12 protein-coding genes and 4 pseudogenes are annotated in these 18,621 nt (G+C 39.7%); 6 read left to right on the plus strand and 10 right to left on the minus strand.

Going from position 1 to position 18,621, the window contains the following annotated elements; genetic code table 11:
* Positions 1 to 129 precede the first annotated feature (129 nt).
* Genes M1F26_RS17260 through M1F26_RS17275 form a run of 4 tightly spaced genes read left to right on the plus strand, consistent with a single transcriptional unit; the run spans position 130 to position 5,087 of the window.
* Complete coding sequence (locus M1F26_RS17260; protein ID WP_153673795.1) at positions 130 to 1,389, plus strand: DNA cytosine methyltransferase; 1,260 nt, start codon at positions 130 to 132, stop codon at positions 1,387 to 1,389.
* Positions 1,382 to 3,769 carry an ATP-binding protein gene (locus tag M1F26_RS17265; protein WP_153673794.1) on the plus strand — a complete coding sequence of 796 codons (2,388 nt, stop codon included), beginning with the start codon at positions 1,382 to 1,384 and terminating at the stop codon, positions 3,767 to 3,769. Before M1F26_RS17260 ends, M1F26_RS17265 begins: the two co-directional genes overlap by 8 nt.
* Entirely contained in the window at positions 3,766 to 4,443 is a 678-nt protein-coding gene (locus tag M1F26_RS17270) for a hypothetical protein (RefSeq protein WP_153673793.1), read from the plus strand. Before M1F26_RS17265 ends, M1F26_RS17270 begins: the two co-directional genes overlap by 4 nt.
* The gene (locus tag M1F26_RS17275) at positions 4,440 to 5,087 is read left to right on the plus strand and encodes a hypothetical protein (protein WP_318837623.1); all 648 of its coding nucleotides are present in this window, start codon (positions 4,440 to 4,442) and stop codon (positions 5,085 to 5,087) included. The genes M1F26_RS17270 and M1F26_RS17275 overlap by 4 nt, the downstream gene beginning before the upstream one ends.
* Positions 5,088 to 5,220: 133 nt before the next feature.
* Here the strand turns inward: M1F26_RS17275 and M1F26_RS17280 are convergent.
* Positions 5,221 to 5,466: pseudogene (locus M1F26_RS17280) on the minus strand (tyrosine-type recombinase/integrase); the annotation flags it as partial.
* Positions 5,467 to 5,532: 66 nt separating this feature from the next.
* Here M1F26_RS17280 and M1F26_RS17285 point away from each other — a divergent pair.
* A protein-coding gene (locus M1F26_RS17285) for an IS3 family transposase (protein ID WP_094301244.1) occupies positions 5,533 to 6,641 on the plus strand; the annotation gives its coding sequence in 2 pieces (ribosomal slippage) (positions 5,533 to 5,785 and positions 5,785 to 6,641; 1,110 coding nt in all).
* 12 nt (positions 6,642 to 6,653) lie between these two features.
* Here the strand turns inward: M1F26_RS17285 and M1F26_RS17290 are convergent.
* Both M1F26_RS17290 and M1F26_RS17295 read right to left on the minus strand, forming a co-directional pair.
* Positions 6,654 to 7,670: pseudogene (locus M1F26_RS17290) on the minus strand (tyrosine-type recombinase/integrase); the annotation flags it as partial.
* Positions 7,671 to 7,903: 233 nt separating this feature from the next.
* Complete coding sequence (locus M1F26_RS17295; RefSeq protein ID WP_164529221.1) at positions 7,904 to 8,482, minus strand: hypothetical protein; 579 nt, start codon at positions 8,480 to 8,482, stop codon at positions 7,904 to 7,906.
* Between the two features lie 271 nt (positions 8,483 to 8,753).
* Between M1F26_RS17295 and M1F26_RS17300 the strand changes: the two genes are divergently transcribed.
* Positions 8,754 to 9,563, plus strand: coding sequence for a GIY-YIG nuclease family protein (locus M1F26_RS17300; protein WP_226693090.1), 810 nt, complete (start codon positions 8,754 to 8,756; stop codon positions 9,561 to 9,563).
* Between the two features lie 86 nt (positions 9,564 to 9,649).
* On the opposite strand, the gene M1F26_RS17305 is transcribed toward M1F26_RS17300, so the two are convergent.
* The 7 genes and pseudogenes from M1F26_RS17305 to M1F26_RS20040 all read right to left on the minus strand — a co-directional run bounded on the left by M1F26_RS17305 (position 9,650) and on the right by M1F26_RS20040 (position 18,608).
* A complete protein-coding gene (locus M1F26_RS17305) occupies positions 9,650 to 11,005 on the minus strand; it encodes a restriction endonuclease subunit S (protein ID WP_164529223.1) in 1,356 nt (451 codons plus the stop codon).
* Positions 11,002 to 12,624 carry an N-6 DNA methylase gene (locus tag M1F26_RS17310; protein WP_164529224.1) on the minus strand — a complete coding sequence of 541 codons (1,623 nt, stop codon included), beginning with the start codon at positions 12,622 to 12,624 and terminating at the stop codon, positions 11,002 to 11,004. Before M1F26_RS17310 ends, M1F26_RS17305 begins: the two co-directional genes overlap by 4 nt.
* 66 nt (positions 12,625 to 12,690) lie before the next feature.
* A complete protein-coding gene (gene hsdR / locus M1F26_RS17315; protein ID WP_164529225.1) occupies positions 12,691 to 16,212 on the minus strand; it encodes a type I restriction-modification system endonuclease in 3,522 nt (1,173 codons plus the stop codon).
* 426 nt (positions 16,213 to 16,638) lie between these two features.
* Positions 16,639 to 16,921: pseudogene (locus M1F26_RS17320) on the minus strand (helix-turn-helix domain-containing protein).
* Positions 16,918 to 17,268 (minus strand): annotated as a pseudogene (locus M1F26_RS17325) (type II toxin-antitoxin system RelE/ParE family toxin). The pseudogenes M1F26_RS17320 and M1F26_RS17325 overlap by 4 nt, the downstream one beginning before the upstream one ends.
* 230 nt (positions 17,269 to 17,498) lie before the next feature.
* On the minus strand, positions 17,499 to 18,272 hold the full coding sequence (locus M1F26_RS17330; RefSeq protein WP_164529226.1) for a hypothetical protein: 774 nt from the start codon (positions 18,270 to 18,272) through the stop codon (positions 17,499 to 17,501).
* A gap of 36 nt (positions 18,273 to 18,308) precedes the next feature.
* The gene (locus tag M1F26_RS20040) at positions 18,309 to 18,608 is read right to left on the minus strand and encodes a FlhC family transcriptional regulator (RefSeq protein ID WP_164529227.1); all 300 of its coding nucleotides are present in this window, start codon (positions 18,606 to 18,608) and stop codon (positions 18,309 to 18,311) included.
* Positions 18,609 to 18,621 lie beyond the last annotated feature (13 nt).

Consider the following 18,621-nt stretch of genomic DNA (forward strand, 5'->3'; position numbering starts at 1 on the left):
AAAAATCAAGAACTAGTGTTTTTCAATTGGTTGAAAACAATATAACTATATCTGTCCTATGTTAAACAGCCTTTTTACACAAATAAAAATAATCAATTAACTTTATAATTCATTGAGAGATAACAGTGCATGACAGAAAATTTGGATGATAAGTGTAATTTAACTTATATTGACCTGTTTTCCGGGTGCGGTGGATTGTCTTTAGGGCTAGGTCAAGCTGGTTGGAAAGGCATATTTGCAATTGAAAAAGATCAGATGGCGTTTTCTACATTCAAATACAATTTAATTGACTCAGAAAACTCACATTTTGAATGGCCTCAGTGGTTACCCAAAGAAGGTATGACCGTAGAGAAACTGCTAGAAAATTACACTCCGCAACTATTACGTTTAAAAGGAAAAGTTAGTTTGTTAGCTGGTGGACCACCATGTCAAGGTTTTTCTCTAGCAGGCCAACGGAACTCAAACGACCCTAGAAATAAACTATCTGAAGAATATATTAAGGTAGTCAATTTAGTCTCTCCAAAATATTTATTATTAGAAAACGTAAAAGGATTTGATTCTGTTTTCAATAATGTTTCATCACTTGAAAAAAGAAAGCCATACTCAATGATAGTCAAAGAAAAATTAGAGCATTTAGGCTATAAGATTTTTCATGACTATATATGTTGTGCTGATTATGGTGTACCTCAAAAAAGAACTAGATTCATAATGATTGGCATCAAGATTGAACATTTACCATCTGATAATTTTAACCCTTTTGAGCTATTAAAAAAACACAGAACAAGTTTTTTAATACATAAAAACCTTCCTTTAGAACATATTAGTGTAAAAGAAGCTATTGATGATTTATCAATAAACAAAAATGGCACTAAGTATCACTCAGGAAATTCAATTACTGGATTTAAAAAAATAAATTATGAACCACCTAAAAAAGGCTCTAAATATATACAACTGATACGTAAAAACTCCCAAAAGGAAATACCAAACAGCCTTAGACTAGCTAGACATAAACAAGCTACTATTGAAAAATTTCAACTGATTCAAAGCATTTGTGTCCCCGGTATTAGCTTAAATGATGCCATGCGACTAAAAGTAGGCACAAAAAAACAAGCTATAACAGTACTAAATGAGTATCTACCATCAAAAACACTTACTACGTTGCCTGATGACCTATTGCACTATTCAGAACCTAGAATATTAACCGTTAGGGAAATGGCTAGAATTCAATCATTTCCTGATGATTTCAAAATACTTGGAAAATACACAACAGGCGGGTCTAGAAGAAAACAAGAGTGTCCTCGATATACACAAATAGGAAATGCTGTTCCTCCATTGCTTGGTGAAGCTTTAGGAATGTTAATGAAAAATATAGGTGAGCATAATGAATAGTAATGGTATAACTAATCTTGATACTAGCCTAGAAGTTAATTTTGTTGCTAATGCTGGAATAAAAGATATTGTAGGTAGAGGATTAATATACAATGATAATGTCGCTATCATTGAATTAATTAAAAATTCGAAGGATGCAAAGTCATCTAAAGTTATCCTTTCTTTTAATAAAAGAGAAATTGGATCTAATAACAGCGTTTCCACAATTATAGTGAAAGATTTTGGTAGTGGAATGTCAAGATCAGATCTCAAAAATAAATGGTTAAACATAGCTTATTCTGAGAAAAAAAATAAAAGAGACAGTGTATATGCTGGAAATAAGGGTGTTGGTAGATTCAGCTGTGATCGACTAGGTTCCATGTTAGAGTTATACACAAAATCACCAACCGATGAATATTTAAGATTATCAATTGATTGGACTCTTTTTGAAAATAGAGGTCAGAATGAAGTAATATCTGACGTTCCACTTAAAGTAGAAATATTAGATAAAAATATTTTTTTAAAACACATAAATGAAAATTATTTTAATCAAGGAACTGTTTTAGTAATTAAAAATCTCAGAAGTAATTGGGAAGAATCAAAAATAAGAAGATTAATAACTGAAATTGAAAAATTTTCTCCTACATTAGATGATTCTTTTGAGGTTTTCTTTGAAAGTAATATTGATTTTAGTAATAAAGAACTGCAAAACAAAACAAATAAAAAAATAAATAACAATATATTAAAGAAGCTATCCTTTAGAACTACTCATATCCAATCCAATATAGATGAGGATGGCAAATACATCACAACGAGTCTTTACTTTCAAGGTGAGAAAATTTATTTTTATAAAGCAATAAATCCTTATTCATCACTGAAAAACATTAATATCGAAGTTCATTATTTAGATTCCTTATCTAAATCTTATTTTACTAAAAGCTTTGGAATAAAACCTAATAACTATGGTTCTATTTTTTTATTTTATAATTCATTCCGAATATCCCCTTACGGGAATGAAAAAAATGATTGGTTAGGATTGGATCAACGTAAATCGCAAGGTACATCTAGAAATTTCGGTACTAGAGATATAATTGGTAGAGTAAACATCAATGACCAAAATGACTCATTCTCTGTTATCACTAGTAGGGAAGGGCTTGCTCATAATCAGGCGTATTATGAATTAGTGGCATATGATGTGGAAGAAAAAGTTACATTAAAAAATCAAAGAAAAGAATACGGTTATATAACTACCATTATTAGACAGCTAGAAAGCTTTGTTGTTAAAGGTACAGATTGGAATAGACTCATAGATGTTCTTGGAAAAAAGAATGTGGTTTCATCAGAAGATGTAATGAAAAATCCCAATAGATTTATCACAAAATCACTATCAGAAGAATCGGTAAAATCTGAAGTACATAAAATAATAAAATCTAACTTTGAGCTTATCGATGTAGAAATAAACTATGAAATAATATCAAAAATTCAATCTATTAATGAAGAAAAGTTTCATCGTTTTTTGAATGATTTTTTAAAGAGTACAAAAGATAAATCTTTAGATGAATTATCGCCAAAAGAAAAAGGAATTGTACGAAAAATCATAGATACAAGTAATAAAAAAATACACCAAGCAAATAAAGAAATTATTGAAGCTAAAATTGAAAATGAGAATACAAAAAAAGTATTAACTATTGAAAAAAAGAAACAAGCCTATCTTCTTGCTACCCGAAGAACATTAAGTCCTGATGCCGATGGTTTAATTCACACTATAAAATTAAATAGTATCGAAATAAAAGAAGGAATTGATTATTTAATTGATCTTATTGAACATGATGAAATTGATAGTAATGAGCTAATTAAAAAGTTAAGCGCAATAAAGTTACATTCGGTTAAAAGTTTAAAATTAACTGAAATTGCCACTCGCTCAGGATTTGATAAAGACATAGATATAAGAAATATAGATATAGTTCAGTATATTAGAGAATATTCAGCTATCTACTTAGAAACGTTAGGAAATAAAAACATATCTATAGATATTAAAGATAATAATATTGAATTCTTCAAAAGTGTTAGTGTACTTAATTTATCAATAGTTCTAGATAACCTTTTTTCCAATGCAACAAAATGGAATGCAGATAAAATTTCTATAACTTACTCTGAAATAAACAATAAATTGAACATGATTATATCAGATAATGGAACTGGGCTTTCTAGCTTATTTCTAGAAAACCCAGAAAGAATTTTTGAACTAGGGGCCAGAGATGAACCTCCTACGGGGTTATCCGGTTCAGGAATTGGGCTATTCTATTCTCGGGAGCTATTAAAAGAAATGAATGCATCTATCGAGTTTATAGGAAATAAGATTAAATTGTCTGGAGCATCTTTTGAGGTAATATTCCAATGAAATTGATGAAAATTTTAATATTAGATGATAATAACATTGAACAAACTATTGATCGGATCACTACAACCCTTAAGAGGTTCGGTATTGAATTACATGTTGACATTATAAATCCACAAAATCACATATTTAAAGGTGAAAATAATGATATTGATTTTTTAAAGATCCAAAAACATATTGAAGAGAATCACAAAAACAAAAAATACGATGTTATTTCTTGTGATTTCAGCTTTTCAAGTGAAAGTTTAAATGGATATCTATTGATAAAATGGATAATAAATTCAGCAAAATCAAAAAATTACAGATTTAAAAATGCAAAATTTATTTGTTATTCAGGAGAAGAAAATAAGTTTAAAGATTTTGTTTTAAAAAATGATGAAATATTTAAATTAATAAAATTAAATATTCATGCATTCTATAAACGAGATAATTTATCAGAAGAATTAACTGGATTACTAAAAAGAATAAGTGAAAATTATTCACCTAAATCTCATCTTGTTGAGCTGCTAAATAAAGAGCCTGAGAAAAAATTCCAATATATATATCCCAAATTTGAAGATAAGAAACTTGGCGAAATAGCAAGTGAAATTGATCGTGATACCCATCATGGTATTGAATTTCAAAAATATATGACAGAGTTAACTTATTCTCATATTTTAGAGCTAAATAAACAATGAATTATGTAATTTTTCCTAATGATGATTCTACAGCATTTTTAGGTTCAATAATAGATAGTCTTAAATCATTCATAGACAGTAATGATATTACCATTATAACTTGTGAAGCAAGTAAAGATGGCTATATAAATTCATTCAACGAAATAAAATCTATAAATAATTATTCAAAAGTATTATTTATAGGCCATAGCACAGAAGATGTTTTATATGGTGGAATGAGTACTAGCTTTGATAGAGAACCATTAATCAGCTTAAAAGATATGAAGTTATTTAAAGATACTGAATTATTTTTTCTTTCTTGTTTTTCCAATAAATTGCTAGAAAAATCAAGAACTCACAGAAATTATTCTAGTTGCATAGGCTTTGGTCTCTTACCCTCTGAAATTAAAGAAGTAGATGCACATAAACAGATGCGTAACCTACAACTAACAAAAGATGATATTGAAGACTTCAAAAAATTGCTCGTTGAAATAATGAATAATGTTATACCAACCTTTTTCTCAGAAAAAAATAATGTTGATAAAGTATTTAACCTTATGAAATTGATAATAAATAAAAAAATAAATGATATTATTTTATCAAATGGAAATATAAAATTAGCAAAAATATTATTTCATGTAGTGAATGAATCCACCTCTGATTAAAATTTGATTTCTACTATGATATATAAAAAATGATGAAATAAATTACATTGTGATAAAACTTCTTAGCATAATGTAATTTATCTTATTAATGAATATAGATTTTTTTCCACATTTAAATAAATTAATATGTGAATTAATTACCATATTTTGCAAAACTAAACGGTGAAATATCCCTCTCCCTATTCACATCCAGATAATCTGCCCACCACTGCACCATCAGCCGCCGTTCCTCGATATGCTCCGCCTTATGGATATAAGCCGCACGCACTGAGTTACGCTCTTGGTGGCTCATCTGGCGTTCCACCGCATCCTTCGACCATAATCCTGACTCAATCAACGAGCTACATGCCATCGTTCTAAAACCATGCCCACAGACTTTGTCCACTTCCCCTAAAATAAGACAGCTATAATTAGATTTTCTGCCCTAAAATTTGCAGAGGTCATAATGAAAAAAGCCCGTTTTACTGAAACTCAAATCGTTAATATTTTAAAACTCGCTGATTCTGGCATGAAAGTGGAAGATATTTGCCGCCAAAATGGGATCAGCAACGCGACTTACTATAACTGGAAATCAAAGTATGGTGGCATGGAAGCTAATGATGTTAAACGATTAAAAGAGCTTGAAGATGAAAACGCGAAACTAAAAAAGCTCTTTGCGGAAGTTAGCCTTGAAAACCACGCGATGAAGGAGCTTTTCGCAAAAAAGGGTTGGTAGTGGCTGAAAAGAAATCCTGTGCTCAGTCATTAAAGGCCGCGGGTTTATCAGTCATTAGAGCGTGTAAACTAACATCGCTACCTCGCGCTTCGTTTTATCGAAAGACTCAAAATTGGCGCGAGAAAGATAGAATCGTCATCGATGCCATACAATCTGTATTAGCGAAATCGCCACAATCGGGATTCTGGAAGTGCTATTTCCGACTGAGATTTCAAGGCTATCCTTTTAATCATAAACGAGTTTATCGTGTTTATTGTCGATTAGGATTGAATCTGAAACTACGGGTTAAAAAAGTGCTTCCGAAGCGTGAAAAAAGACCATTAGTAATTGAAAAAGTCCCGAATATTCAATGGGCATTGGATTTTATGCACGATAGTTTATATTGCGGTAAGCGCTTCAGAACTCTCAATATTATTGATGAAGGAACGCGAGAATGCTTGGCGATTGAGGTTGATACGTCATTACCGGCTGAACGTGTTATCAGGGTGCTTGAACGTTTAAAAGCCGAAAGAGGATTGCCAAAACAGATCCGAGTCGATAATGGACCTGAACTCATTTCAGTTAACTTATTGAATTATTGTGAAGATAACCAAATTTTGCTGTGCCATATTCAACCAGGAAAACCACAACAAAACGGATTTATCGAACGTTTTAATGGTTCGTTCCGTCGTGAATTTTTAAATGCGTATTTATTTGAATCGTTAAGCCAAGTTCGAGAATTAGCATGGTTTTGGCTACAAGATTATAACCAAAATCGAACTCACGAAAGTTTAAATCACCTCCCACCGGAGGCCTATCGTAAACAGTTAGAAAACTCTAATTTAATGTGTCTCAATTAATGGGGAGTGGACAACTTCCGTCTTAGTGTCATAACCCATCACACGTAATGCGTTGTTAACCGTGTTTTCACTCATTGGCTTTCTAGGATTATGATCGCCGATAAAAATCAGCTCGTGGTTACCGCTGAACTGATAGATCTGCTTTAAGATCTCAATAGCTTGTCGGCTTAAAGGAACTAAATGGGTAGTGCGCATTTTTGATCCACGATGTGAGTGCTTAACCCCTTCTATCGCTTCGCGTTCAGCGGGGATCGTCCACATTGCATTATCAAAATCGATTTCATCCCAACGAGCGAAACGCAGTTCACTGGAACGAATAAAGACTAACAAGGTAAGTTTGACTGCAAGTTTAGTTAAAGGTCTCCCCTTATAATCATCGATGCGTTGTAAGAACTCAGGTAAGCGTTTAAGTTCTAAGGCCGCTCTATGGACTCGTTTACCTGTCGCAACTGCGCCAGCCATATCTTGTGCCGGATTATAATCAATCAAACCACTTTGTACGGCATAACGCATAATAGCTGTCACACGTTGCTGTAAACGTGCTGCAACCTCAAGACGTCCAGACATCCCTACGGCCTTGATAGGTTCGAGTAGATCGCGAGTTTTCAGTTCGGCAATATTACGTTTACCAATAGCAGCAAAGATATTGTCTTCAAGGCTTTTGAGGACTCGATGACTATGCCCTTCAGACCATCGTTGATTAGTTGCATGCCAATCACGTGCAACCTTCTCGAATGTATTAAATTCTTTTTGTTGCTCTTCTTTCACTTCTTTGCGTTTTTCGCTTGGATCAAATCCATTAGCAATTAACTTTCTGGCGGCATCTCTTTTCTCTCTGGCTTCTGCGAGTGAGATTTCAGGATAAACACCCAGCGCTAACATTTTTTGCTTACCACCAAAGCGGTACTGCAAACGCCAATATTTTGAGCCGTTGGTATGTACCATCAAGTGCATACCATCACCGTCTGTTAATTTATACGATTTATCCAAAGGCTTGGCAGCCCTGACTTTAGCATCAGTAAGAGCCATGATTTATCTCCTTCTGTTGGTACAAACTATTATCGAATCGAGAGATACCAACACATATACCAACAGTAGGTACTTGATGTGGGTTGACCTTAGTATACTTGGGAAGACTGAAAAGTGGGGAAAAGCCTTGTAAAACTGGGATTTCAGATACAAAAAAAGACGTCGGTTGACGTCTCTTGATGTTCTTATGGTGCGAAGGCCGGACTCATGGTTTAAGGAAAACCAGCTGATATTTATAGATTTTTTGATTGTCGCGGTTCAGCGATATACGGTAAAAGTCCGTGATGGGCGATAATGCCTGGGTCTATCTCACTCACCGTGATGCCGGTATAGGCTGTCCAGCCATGCAGGCGTTTCACATACTGCATCACCTCCGCCGGGACCTTAGGGGAGAAATTGAGCACGATCTCTTCTTCCTCACCATGCCAAAGCGGCAGCGTGGTCACTTCTACACCCGCGTGAATGCGCTGCCAGTCAGTCATTCTTAAACCGCAGATTTGCAGCAGGCTCAGTATATCGCCATTTTCATCATCGAAAGGCAAGATCTCAGGTATCACATTCACTTCAATAGAATGTGGCTTAATCTCAGGAAGCTGCTTTTTCACTAACTGCTGTACACCAACCTGTAACTTACCGGAAGTAAAGATAGGCTTAAACCAGTGCAAAATTTCACGCTGAAAATTATCCAGCGCAAAATCGTAATATTCCACAACAATTTCCAAACCGATATAATCACCCGCAAGATACTCCTGACTTGCTTCTTTTTCATTAAGAGATGATTGAAAATTAACGTCAGTTCTCTTATGTACCATAGTAATTCTCCGGAAATAAAAAGGCGTGAGATACGAATAAATAAACTAAGCGTTCACTTTGTTAAATATAGCTCAAAAAATATTATTAGTTAAATAAAATATGACATAATTATGCCCCCGACAAAGAGTTCGATAATTACACCTAAGGAACGACAATCAATAATAAAAACAAATCCCTTCGTTATAGATAAAGTTCGACATTACCATTACCCACAGCTAAAATAGCATTATGGATGCTTTTAATTTAACATCATTATAAAAAAGGTGATGCATGCAACTATTTAAATATATAAAGCTCGTTTATCCTGAGTTTGATCATACAAAATCAAAAATACACCTCGCAAGATACAATGGTACTGAAAACCCTCTAAACGTCTATAGATTTGGTCAGTTCGATAATTGGCAAAAATATCAAAACAAGAAAAACTTTGAGAAAAAGTTTGTCGTTTCACTGATACAATCAGGAAGACGATGGTTATTCGCAGGTCTTTATATTAAAAATGGACGTTCTAACCATAATCATAACAGCAGTATAAACTATGTTTATGATCTTCTGCCGGTGAAAGAAACAGAGGAGTATAGTGGCCGATTATATGTATCAAGTTCTTATAGAGGTAGAACTTCTTACTTGCTTGGAGAAACACTTTCTGATGATTTAAATATCGTTGAAATTAAACCAATAAAATTAGGATTCAAAGAATTTAAAAGTTACAAAGAAACAAGCTTGACAAGATATGAATTAGAAAGAATTATTGAACTTAATATCAACTCATGGGAAACGGCCTTAAAATCGGTTAAAGGTATTTATGTTCTCACCGATACTAAAACAGGGAAATTATATATAGGAAAGGCTGATGGCATTAATGGTATATGGCAACGGTGGGTCGAATATTATCAATCTGGTCATGGTGGTAATCTTGGCTTAGTTGATTTATTTAAAGAAAAGACCAGAATGCATGATATCACATTCACAATACTGGAAGTATTGGATATTAATTCAAGTGCAGATGATGTCTATGCCAGAGAATCCTATTGGAAAAATGTTTTAGGATCACGCATTGATGGCTACAATCTTAACTAACTGACTGCTATAAAAATGACAGATAGTTTTTATAGCCATTTCATCAAGAGAATGATTTTATTATAGCCCACTAACGTGGGCTGATTTTAGTGAGAAGACTTTTTAGCGCGTTTTTTTATCGTGCCAGCCGCCAGTTTTTCAGCGGTAATTTTTTCCAGCAATGCTTCCGCACTATTAATCCCGCTAATCAGCTCGGGGTTTTCCTCACGCCACTGGGTGGTTAATTCACCACGGAAAGCTTTGCCGAGGATGGATTGGGTAAGATTATTTATTTTCGATAATGTATTATCAAATATTTTTTCGATAGAGCCTACATATGAAAATAATTTTTCAATAGCATTAACAATGCTTACCTGCTCTGTTACTGTGTAAATAGGAACTTTTATTGATGATATTTTAGATATACTTAAAGTATATAAACCAGCACCGGAAGTTGCTTTAGAAACAATTTCCGTTTTCCCTTGTGGTGACATAAAATAATAAAGTAAAAACTTACTATTAATATCATCATTAACTCGAACTTTTATCAGATGGTTTTGGTGAACACAATTTTCTATTTCACCATTCCATATTGCAGCTCTACCAATTTGATCTAAGCTTCCATTGCCCTCAACAATAAGGATATCCCCATCATGAAGAAGAACTCGATCTAACTCTTTATCTTGTACTCCAATAACAGACATGTCATCAAGTCTAAGTTCATTCTCATAAACGTTTGCAACTCTTAAATATGGAAATTGCTGAGAAATTTGGTTTCGTTTCCCATTTTTTGTTAAGCCGCCAATGACTTTAGCCACGGAACTGACTTCTTTATAATCACTTGCATTAACTTCAGTCAACTTCCCACTCACCGCAGCACTCAACACCGACTGCCTAAATTTTTTCAAAATTTCAGGGATATTTTCCAGCCGGGTTTTAATACTCTCCACGCGAGCCAAAAGGTCATCGAGTTTATCGGCGATAATTTTTTGCTCGGCGGTAGGAGGTAGGCATACAGTATGTTCTTTTATAACAGCCTGAGAAATATTGGGTTGTGCCCCACCTTTTCCTTTTTTTATAAAAGCCTTTTTCTCATTAAGTAAAAGATAATATAAAAACTCACTAGAAGTAACTCCTGCAGTAGGAGTACCGACAGCGCAGGCTTGATTAGTAGTTGCATCAATACCTAAAATTGACGTTTTCCCAATAGTCGCCCCATACATTGCTAAGACGACCGAACCCTTAGTGAAAAATTTAGCACTCGAGTTTTTAACACCAGCTTCGGTTATAAATTCGCTGGCTTGAGTGATAATTCTAGGGCCTAAATCGCCGGTTTTAATCCATGGAATTTCACCATTATAATACTCACTCTGGCTCCGAGATGGAGTTCCGCCAGAGCCCCAACTAGCAATACTTTGTAAAGTTACTTGAGTCCATCCATCAGGGAATTTATCAATACTCATGCCTCTTGTTCCCCAAATATTTCATTCATTAATATTTTCTGCGCGTCAGCCTCTTCCCCTGCCCCTAACTCCCGCATCAATGCATCAAGCTCACCTAGGGCCTGTACCAGTTCACTCATGGCTTCTCCAGCTAGTACGGCGGGCTCTGGCAGGCTGGCAGCATCGACGCTGCTGTTATCCCGTAGCCAGGAGATATCCAGCGAATCGCCTTTGGTGTCGCGGATCCACTCCCGGGTAAAGACCCGCCAGCGGCTGGTTGTGAGGCGCTCGGCCACATTGTCATTTTCAGCCGTATCAGGGGCCTCAATTTCTTCAGCGTTAAAGCTCCACTCCCCTTCCTGACGCTGGCTGTTGCCGTTGGGCGAGTCACCGAAAACGCCTTCAAAAGGTTTTAAATGGTTTTCATTGAAGGGGGTACGCTTGCCAAAGCTTGGCATATTGGTACGCAGGTCATAGACCCAGATATTTTGCGTGCAGTTCTCTTCCTGGTATTTATCCGCCTCGGTACCTTTGGTGAAAAACAGTACGTTAGTTTTCACGCCTTGGGCGTAAAAAATCCCGGTGGGTAAGCGCAGGATAGTATGCAGATTACATTTATTCATCAGGTCTCGACGCACATCGGTGCCGACTCCGGCCTCAAACAATACGTTATCTGGCAAAACCACGGCCGCACGGCCACCCGGTTTCAGATTGCGGTAGATATGCTGTAAAAAGGCCAGCTGCTTATTACTGGTGGGATAGGTGAGGTCGTCCCGGGTAATACTGGCTTCGCCCCCTTTCGCGGTACCAAAGGGCGGGTTAGCCAGAATAATATCGGCTTTCGCCAGCGCCTGACCGGCCATACCCAAGGCATTGCCTTGATGCACCACCCCTTGATCGTCCCCTTCCATGCCGTGCAGCAAGCAGTTCATCAGCGCCAGACGGCGGGTAGAAGGCACCAGTTCAATACCGACAAAGGCTTTGTTTTTCTGAAACTGCTGCTCTTTGGCCGTCAAATCATAGAGGTCATCGGTGTGAGACTTAATATACTGGTCCGCAGCGATTAAGAAACCGGCGGTGCCTGCCGCAGGGTCTTGCACCACTTCTCCCGGCTGGGGTTTGATACAATTAACCATGCTATTAATCAGTACCCGCGGGGTAAAATACTGCCCGGCTCCGGACTTGGTTTCACCGGCGTTCTTTTCCAGTAAACCTTCATATAAGTCACCCAGACCATCTTTCTGGACACTAAACCAGTCGATTTGATCCAGAGATCGGATCAACTGCTCCAGATGGCGTGGCTCACGCAGACGGGTCTGTGCATCGGCATAGATCGCGGTAATCAGCGGGTCTGCATGCACCAGCTTGCCTTCAGCATCTTTACCGGTAGAGAGTTTCAGCAGGATTTGTTTGTAATCATTCAGCAGGTTAATACCGGATTTCGCATTTAAATCTGTCCAGCGGCAGCCTTCTGGCAGAGTGTGTTTATCCAGTGTCTCAGCTTCAGTGTTCTCATGCACCATCTTGATAAACAGCAGTAATACCAGCTCAGTGACATAGTCGCTGTAGTTAATGCCATCATCACGCAGTACATCACACAGGTTCCAGAGTTTCTGGACGATTTCGTTATTATTGCTCATAGGTATTCCGAAGAAGGCTGGTAACCCAGCCTGTTTGCTGAAAAATTACGGGAAAGGATAGCACGATCAGGCGGTTTTTGGAGCCCACAAGGTGTCGTTCATTTGCTCAAGGATACTGTCTAACTGATCATCCAGTAACACATTGATTCTCTTCGCGCCTCCGGCATCAGAAAAACACTGATTTACGAAGTGTTTATCCATTACCACTTCATGTACCAGCTGTTTAGCCAGACGATCCAGCCACTTTTTCTGCACGATGGTCCAGCGATGCTGAGCATAGATGCCATCCAGTGCTTGTTTAACGCGCTCTTCAAACGGCACCAAAGATTCACCCAGAGCCGCCTGGCGGATATGGCCGATAATGGTGGCAGCAATATCCTGATTGCTTTCCGTGCGAATAGCAGAGCGCAGACTAGCCTCACTGTAGCCCGCCTCATCCAGTAATAAGCGGATCTCTTTAAGCTGCTCCCGCGTCAGATCGCGCGGGCGATTTACCACCACCGATAAGGCTGCGGACTGGTTGAGGTTATTTTTGATAAACTCGGTAAAACTCTGCAGATAGTCCGCCGGTTTCTGATAGCGACCGTAATTTTGCTCTCTACTGATCAGCTCATCTTTATGGTCAGAGATCACCGGGCGATATTCACTGCCCAGCAATGCCCCTACATCTTCCAGCTGCGTAATCAGATTACGGTGCTGTTTTAGAAACACGGAGGCTTGCTGCGGGCCGATTTTATGCAGATGCTTATGCAGATTTTTGGGTTCAACTCCCCATAAGGCTTCCAGCTCATTTAATTTTTCACGCACCTCCGGCTGTCTGTCGGCTGTGCTTTCGGCTTTACGCAGCACCCGCATCACTTTTTGGCTCAGCTGATTAAGCAGGCTATCCGCTTGCGTTTCCGTGGCGCTGTTCCCCGGCGTGTTGAGGGCGGTGGCCAGCACATCATCATTGGCGAGCTCTTCAACCAGCTGTTCAATACTGACCCCGGCATTTTTTACCAGCGGTTTCATAGTGTTGACATCTTGCAGCGTGGCATAGAGATCTACCGGATCGTGGATCCAGAATACGGTTTTACCGATCTCATCGCAGCGCCGTGTTGCCCGGCCAATCATCTGCTCATAGAGGATGCGGGACTTCACGCGCCGCAAAAACACCAAATGCGTGATAGGTGGGACATCAATCCCGGTGGTCAGGAGGTCAACCGTAATGGCAATACTCGGATAACGTTCATTTTTAAAGCATTTAATCAGCTTACTCACCTGATCGCTTTTACCGGTGATTTTTTGTATCGCGGCCTGGTTAAAATCAGGATGGATATCGCCCATCGCAGTATCCAATAAGCGTTTAACCATATCCGCATGGGCATCGGTGGCGCAGAAAATCAGCGTCTTTTCATTCCCGGCAGGATCGATCTCTTTCGCCAGCTCTTCACAAATCACCCGGTTAAACTCTTCGGTAATCACCCGGCGGTTAAAGGCCTCGATATCAAAATCGAGCTCATCTTCCAGTTCACTGGTATCCACTTCACCGGTTTCGGTATCAATCGCACTGACCTCATCCCCTTTATCAAAGTGAATGCCATGTTTACTGAGCAATGTGGTATAGCGAATCGGCGGCTCATGATCGATGAGCCAGTCTTCCGCCACCGCTTCGCGGTAAGAATAGGTATAGACAGGATGACCAAAAATCTCGCTGGTATGCTTGGCTGGAGTAGCCGTTAAGCCAATTTTTATCGCATCAAAGTAATCCAGCACCCGACGATAGCTGGAGAGATACTGAGCATTATCACGGATAGCCAGTTCACCCTCGGTCATCTCCTGATCGAGGGTATATCCCCGGTGCGCCTCATCGATAATAATACAGTCAAAGGTATCCACCGCGGGCGGATTACCTGAACGATAGATACGACTGACCATCGCCTGCACCGTAGCCACCTGAACGCGGGTCTCCGCTTTAGCCGCCATATCCCCCAGCTCAGCAACATTGTAGATCTGCGATAAGGTCTGGTTTTGCTCTAATGAAGCCTCTTTAAAGGCATCCTGAGCCTGTTCCCCGAGGGCTGAACGGTCAACCAAAAACAGAACTCGTTTAAAGCGCTCAGCTTTTAAAAAGCGGTAGATCAGGCCAATAATGGTGCGGGTTTTACCGGTGCCGGTGGCCATCGCCAGCAGCGCTTCACGAGCCCCGTCCTCCAAGGCCGATTCCACCGCTTTAACCGCTTTTTCCTGATAATCACGTAAGCCAAGGTAGCCAAAAGGTTCATTATGCAGTTTGGCTTCGGCATCAGCCCGGCTGCGATGGAGGCGGTCTATCAGCCCCTCAGGTGTAATAAAATTCTCTAACGGGTAGCGGGTATTATCTGGAGAGCGAACATCCCGGAACCAAGTCCCGGAAACCTCTGCCAGCTGTTTAATGTAAGGGCGTCCATTGCAGGAGAATACAAAGGGGATTTGGAACACCTCTCCGGTACCGTCATCCCAGCCTACAGTTAACCCCTCTTCCTTCCAGGCTGGCGTTAAGGAGGCATCAAACTGAAAGCCTTTGCTGTAACGCTCAGCTTGGGGAATTTTTCCGGCGACGTTTTCATTTTTCTTTTTTGCTTCAACCGTCGCGATAGGGATTAGCCCACAGAATAAAACGTAATCGGCTCTGCCACGCTCACCCTTCAATGAGGTGGGCCATTCAGCAATGGCTTTATTAACCCCTTTTTCTGGGCGAGCGCCTTTTTGGTAGGTCAGTTCCTGAGTATCTGCTAGCCAGCCCCACTCATTAAGCTGCTGGTCAATCAGAATACGTGTCAGCTCTTCGGTCATCACCTGCTTACGGGCTGAACTGGACTTACGATTAAACTCTTTACGCTGAGCGGTAACTACCTGTTGCGCCTGTTGGGCAAGCTGTTCCTGAAGCGCCTTTAACTTAGCGTCATACTCCTTTTGCAAGCACAGCAAATCTTGCTGATTGATTTTCAGCAGGGTTTGCTGTTCCTGCGCCTCCTGATCCATCGCTTCGGCCAGTTGGGCATACTCTTCTTTTTGCTGTTTGAGTAACGCCTGTAGCTGTTCGCTGCTTTCTAGCTTTTGGTTGGTGGCCAGCAACGTCTGTTTCAGCTTTTCAATGGCGAGCTGGGACTGGGTTAACTGAGTACTGGGATCGTGAGGCGCGGTAAAGGGGCCGAGATTAAACCCACTTCCGGCGTTGCCAAAGGTTTGATGAAACCAAATGGCTAAGGCTCGGGCGATGCGCAAGGCATCCATGGCTTCCCGGTGTTTGGTCTGGAACTGATGGGTCGCTTTATTCCCTTCGATACGTAAGGTATGAAACAGCTGGCGAATGGCGGGGTCGATCTGTAGTTCTCTGTCCAGTCGATAAAGCAGTTCTTGCTGGCTGGGATTATCTTCCAGACTGATATTTAACCGAACAGCAATATTCTGGGCAAGGACTTCACCAAATTGCCGCAGTTTCATTAGCGTGGTGTTCGGGTCACTGGCAAACACCTGCTCAGCCGTTGCGGTTATCTGCACAAAAAGCGGGTCATACTCTCCCAGAAAAGCAAAGTTCGCTGATAAAGGGGGAATCGAGGTGGTCAACGTCAGGCTCCTCTCGCAATCACCCGTCACTTATTGCTGCCAAGCACCGGCTGAAAAGTTCGATTTTGGGAAATATCTCTCAAAATCATAGCACTGTACTGTTTTTAATCAAGAGATTAACCTTGCTTAAACATCAATATCGTAGGAAATAATACCAAAGATGATCATTGCCCAACATTTTCCCGACAGAATCCCCTTTTCTTATCGATAAACACGACAAGATACAGCCCATAGACCGGAAGTTAAAATCTTTAATTAACAATGGATTAAATTTATTCCCCAGATTGCGTGCCTATAGGGAAAGAAAATGGGGAATCACATGGCGACGAGGTTCATTCCCCGTATAGAGCTTGATTCACTGTACGGGGAGAAAGGAACGACAGGAGCGTATCGCCTTAATGAGCTATCGGTTAAGGGAAAAATGATTCAGATATGAAACGCGATGCGCGTCCCAGTGGGTAATTCAACATCCAGACTGAGCTTACCGCCCATCGCTTCAATGTGGCAAGTTTCAGATCATTACCCCACTGCTCCAGCTGGATGATGGCTGGCTAACTCCCATCATTTCCGCCACATACTTCTGTGAAAGCTGCAGCTCTTCACGCATCATCTGCAAGCTGACCTCAAGGATCATTTCATCAAACATCTCTTTGATTCTGGCCTGGCTTTCAGGAGAGCGTGCAGCAATCACATTATCGAGTGTTCTCATTTGTTTATCTCCAGATTTTTCAGGTGCGCGGCAAGCTCATTTTCAGCAATACGGATCAGTTTCTCATAAAATCGTTTGTCATTGCTCTTATCCCCGGCGCAAAGCACAATCGCCCGGCGAATAGGATCAAAAGCATAAAATGCGCGTATCGGCTGCCCGGAAAACTGAATATGCAGCTCCTTCATATTCTTTTATCGCGAACCTTTGAGCGTATCCGCATAGGACCTGGGTAATTCAGGGCCATACATCTGTAACTTGCCCAAATCCGCCAGCACTTTTTCCTGAATCGCGTCATCCTGTTCGCTCAGCCAGTCATCAAATCGTTGGCTAAAAAATACTGTCAACATACCATCCACTTATAAGCTATGACTTATAGAACAATAATATAAGCTAAAGATTATATTATTAAGAGAAAGTGCGTGGGATTACCATATGCGCCGCTTCACACTACGCCACACCGATACGCTGATGTGAGTTATGCCCAAGTTTGGAAACCGCACCTCCTTTAGCCCTTAATTTAATGTTTTCCTCATAAAAAAACCCGCGTTCTACGGGTGTTTATGCTCAAATTTAATTCTTATTTAACGAAATAGAATGGCTTGCCATCCTTGTAAACAACCGGCTGACCTAGTGGGCTACCCGGTACAAAAATAGCCCATTGCTCGCCCAATGACTCACTGAAATCAATAACGTTTTGCTCATTATCTTTGCGCTGAGACAATACATTGAAACAACTACTAACAACTAATGGCTGAACTATTGCCGGTGCATTGTAGGGTGGCTTAGGTAGTGTGGCTAAATCTATAACGCTTAATGTGCCGTTGGCATTAATGTTTTTTGTTGTAGTTGTTACATACCCTATATCTGAATCCGTACAAACCGATGTGTCTGAAAAACCATTAAATAATGGTAATTTTTGTTCTAAAAGTTCACTCACTTTTTTGGTGTTCTCAGCACGATCCCCGCCTCCCCATGTTGCAATTCTTGCTAGTCCGTCTGAATAAGGAACCGGGGTACGAGCAGTCAAAACACTAAGCGCAGGGATGAAGGCGGTGTGAGTTATAAAGCCCGCCAGCACATCAGCAGATCCGTTACCCGATTGTTTCATCTCACCTTTTTGACCAACAACAACCGGCTCTTTAAGTGGCCGGAATGATTTTCCCGTATTCTCATTGAAAATGACGTACTGACCTTTTTCATAGTCAGTGATCAAACGTAGGTTCATCGCACGAGCATACTGCAATGCGATAGAAGGATTGCTATCTATTGGCATCGGAGTGATCTCGTTTTTGTTCCCCCCGATACAACCACTCAAGATTACAGCCGTTGCTAGAACCATCAGTTTTTTCATCGTCATCGTTACCTTTTTGTTTTCTATACGGTCTGCTCAGTTATCGCAGAACGGACATTTGTGTTTAGGTTTTTCATCATAGGGTGATATGAAGTGATGATTACAGTGAGTACACGTCACCATCTTTATTTCCTCAGTCCTATAGTCACGGGCCAGTATCCATGCCGCATTTACATCTATAATCATATCAGAGGAATTTCTAGGTCGAAATTTTTGGCATAGGTTTTGGTAGATTTCATATGCGGTGATTATGCCTCTGATATCAGAAGCTTTTTCCGGATATTTTGCGATCCTCAGATAGATAGTCATGCAGTTCGTCGATTCAACCGTATCCATCTTCAAATCACAT

It is taken from the genome of Providencia sp. PROV048, from assembly GCF_033688165.1.
GTDB lineage: Bacteria > Pseudomonadota > Gammaproteobacteria > Enterobacterales > Enterobacteriaceae > Providencia > Providencia hangzhouensis.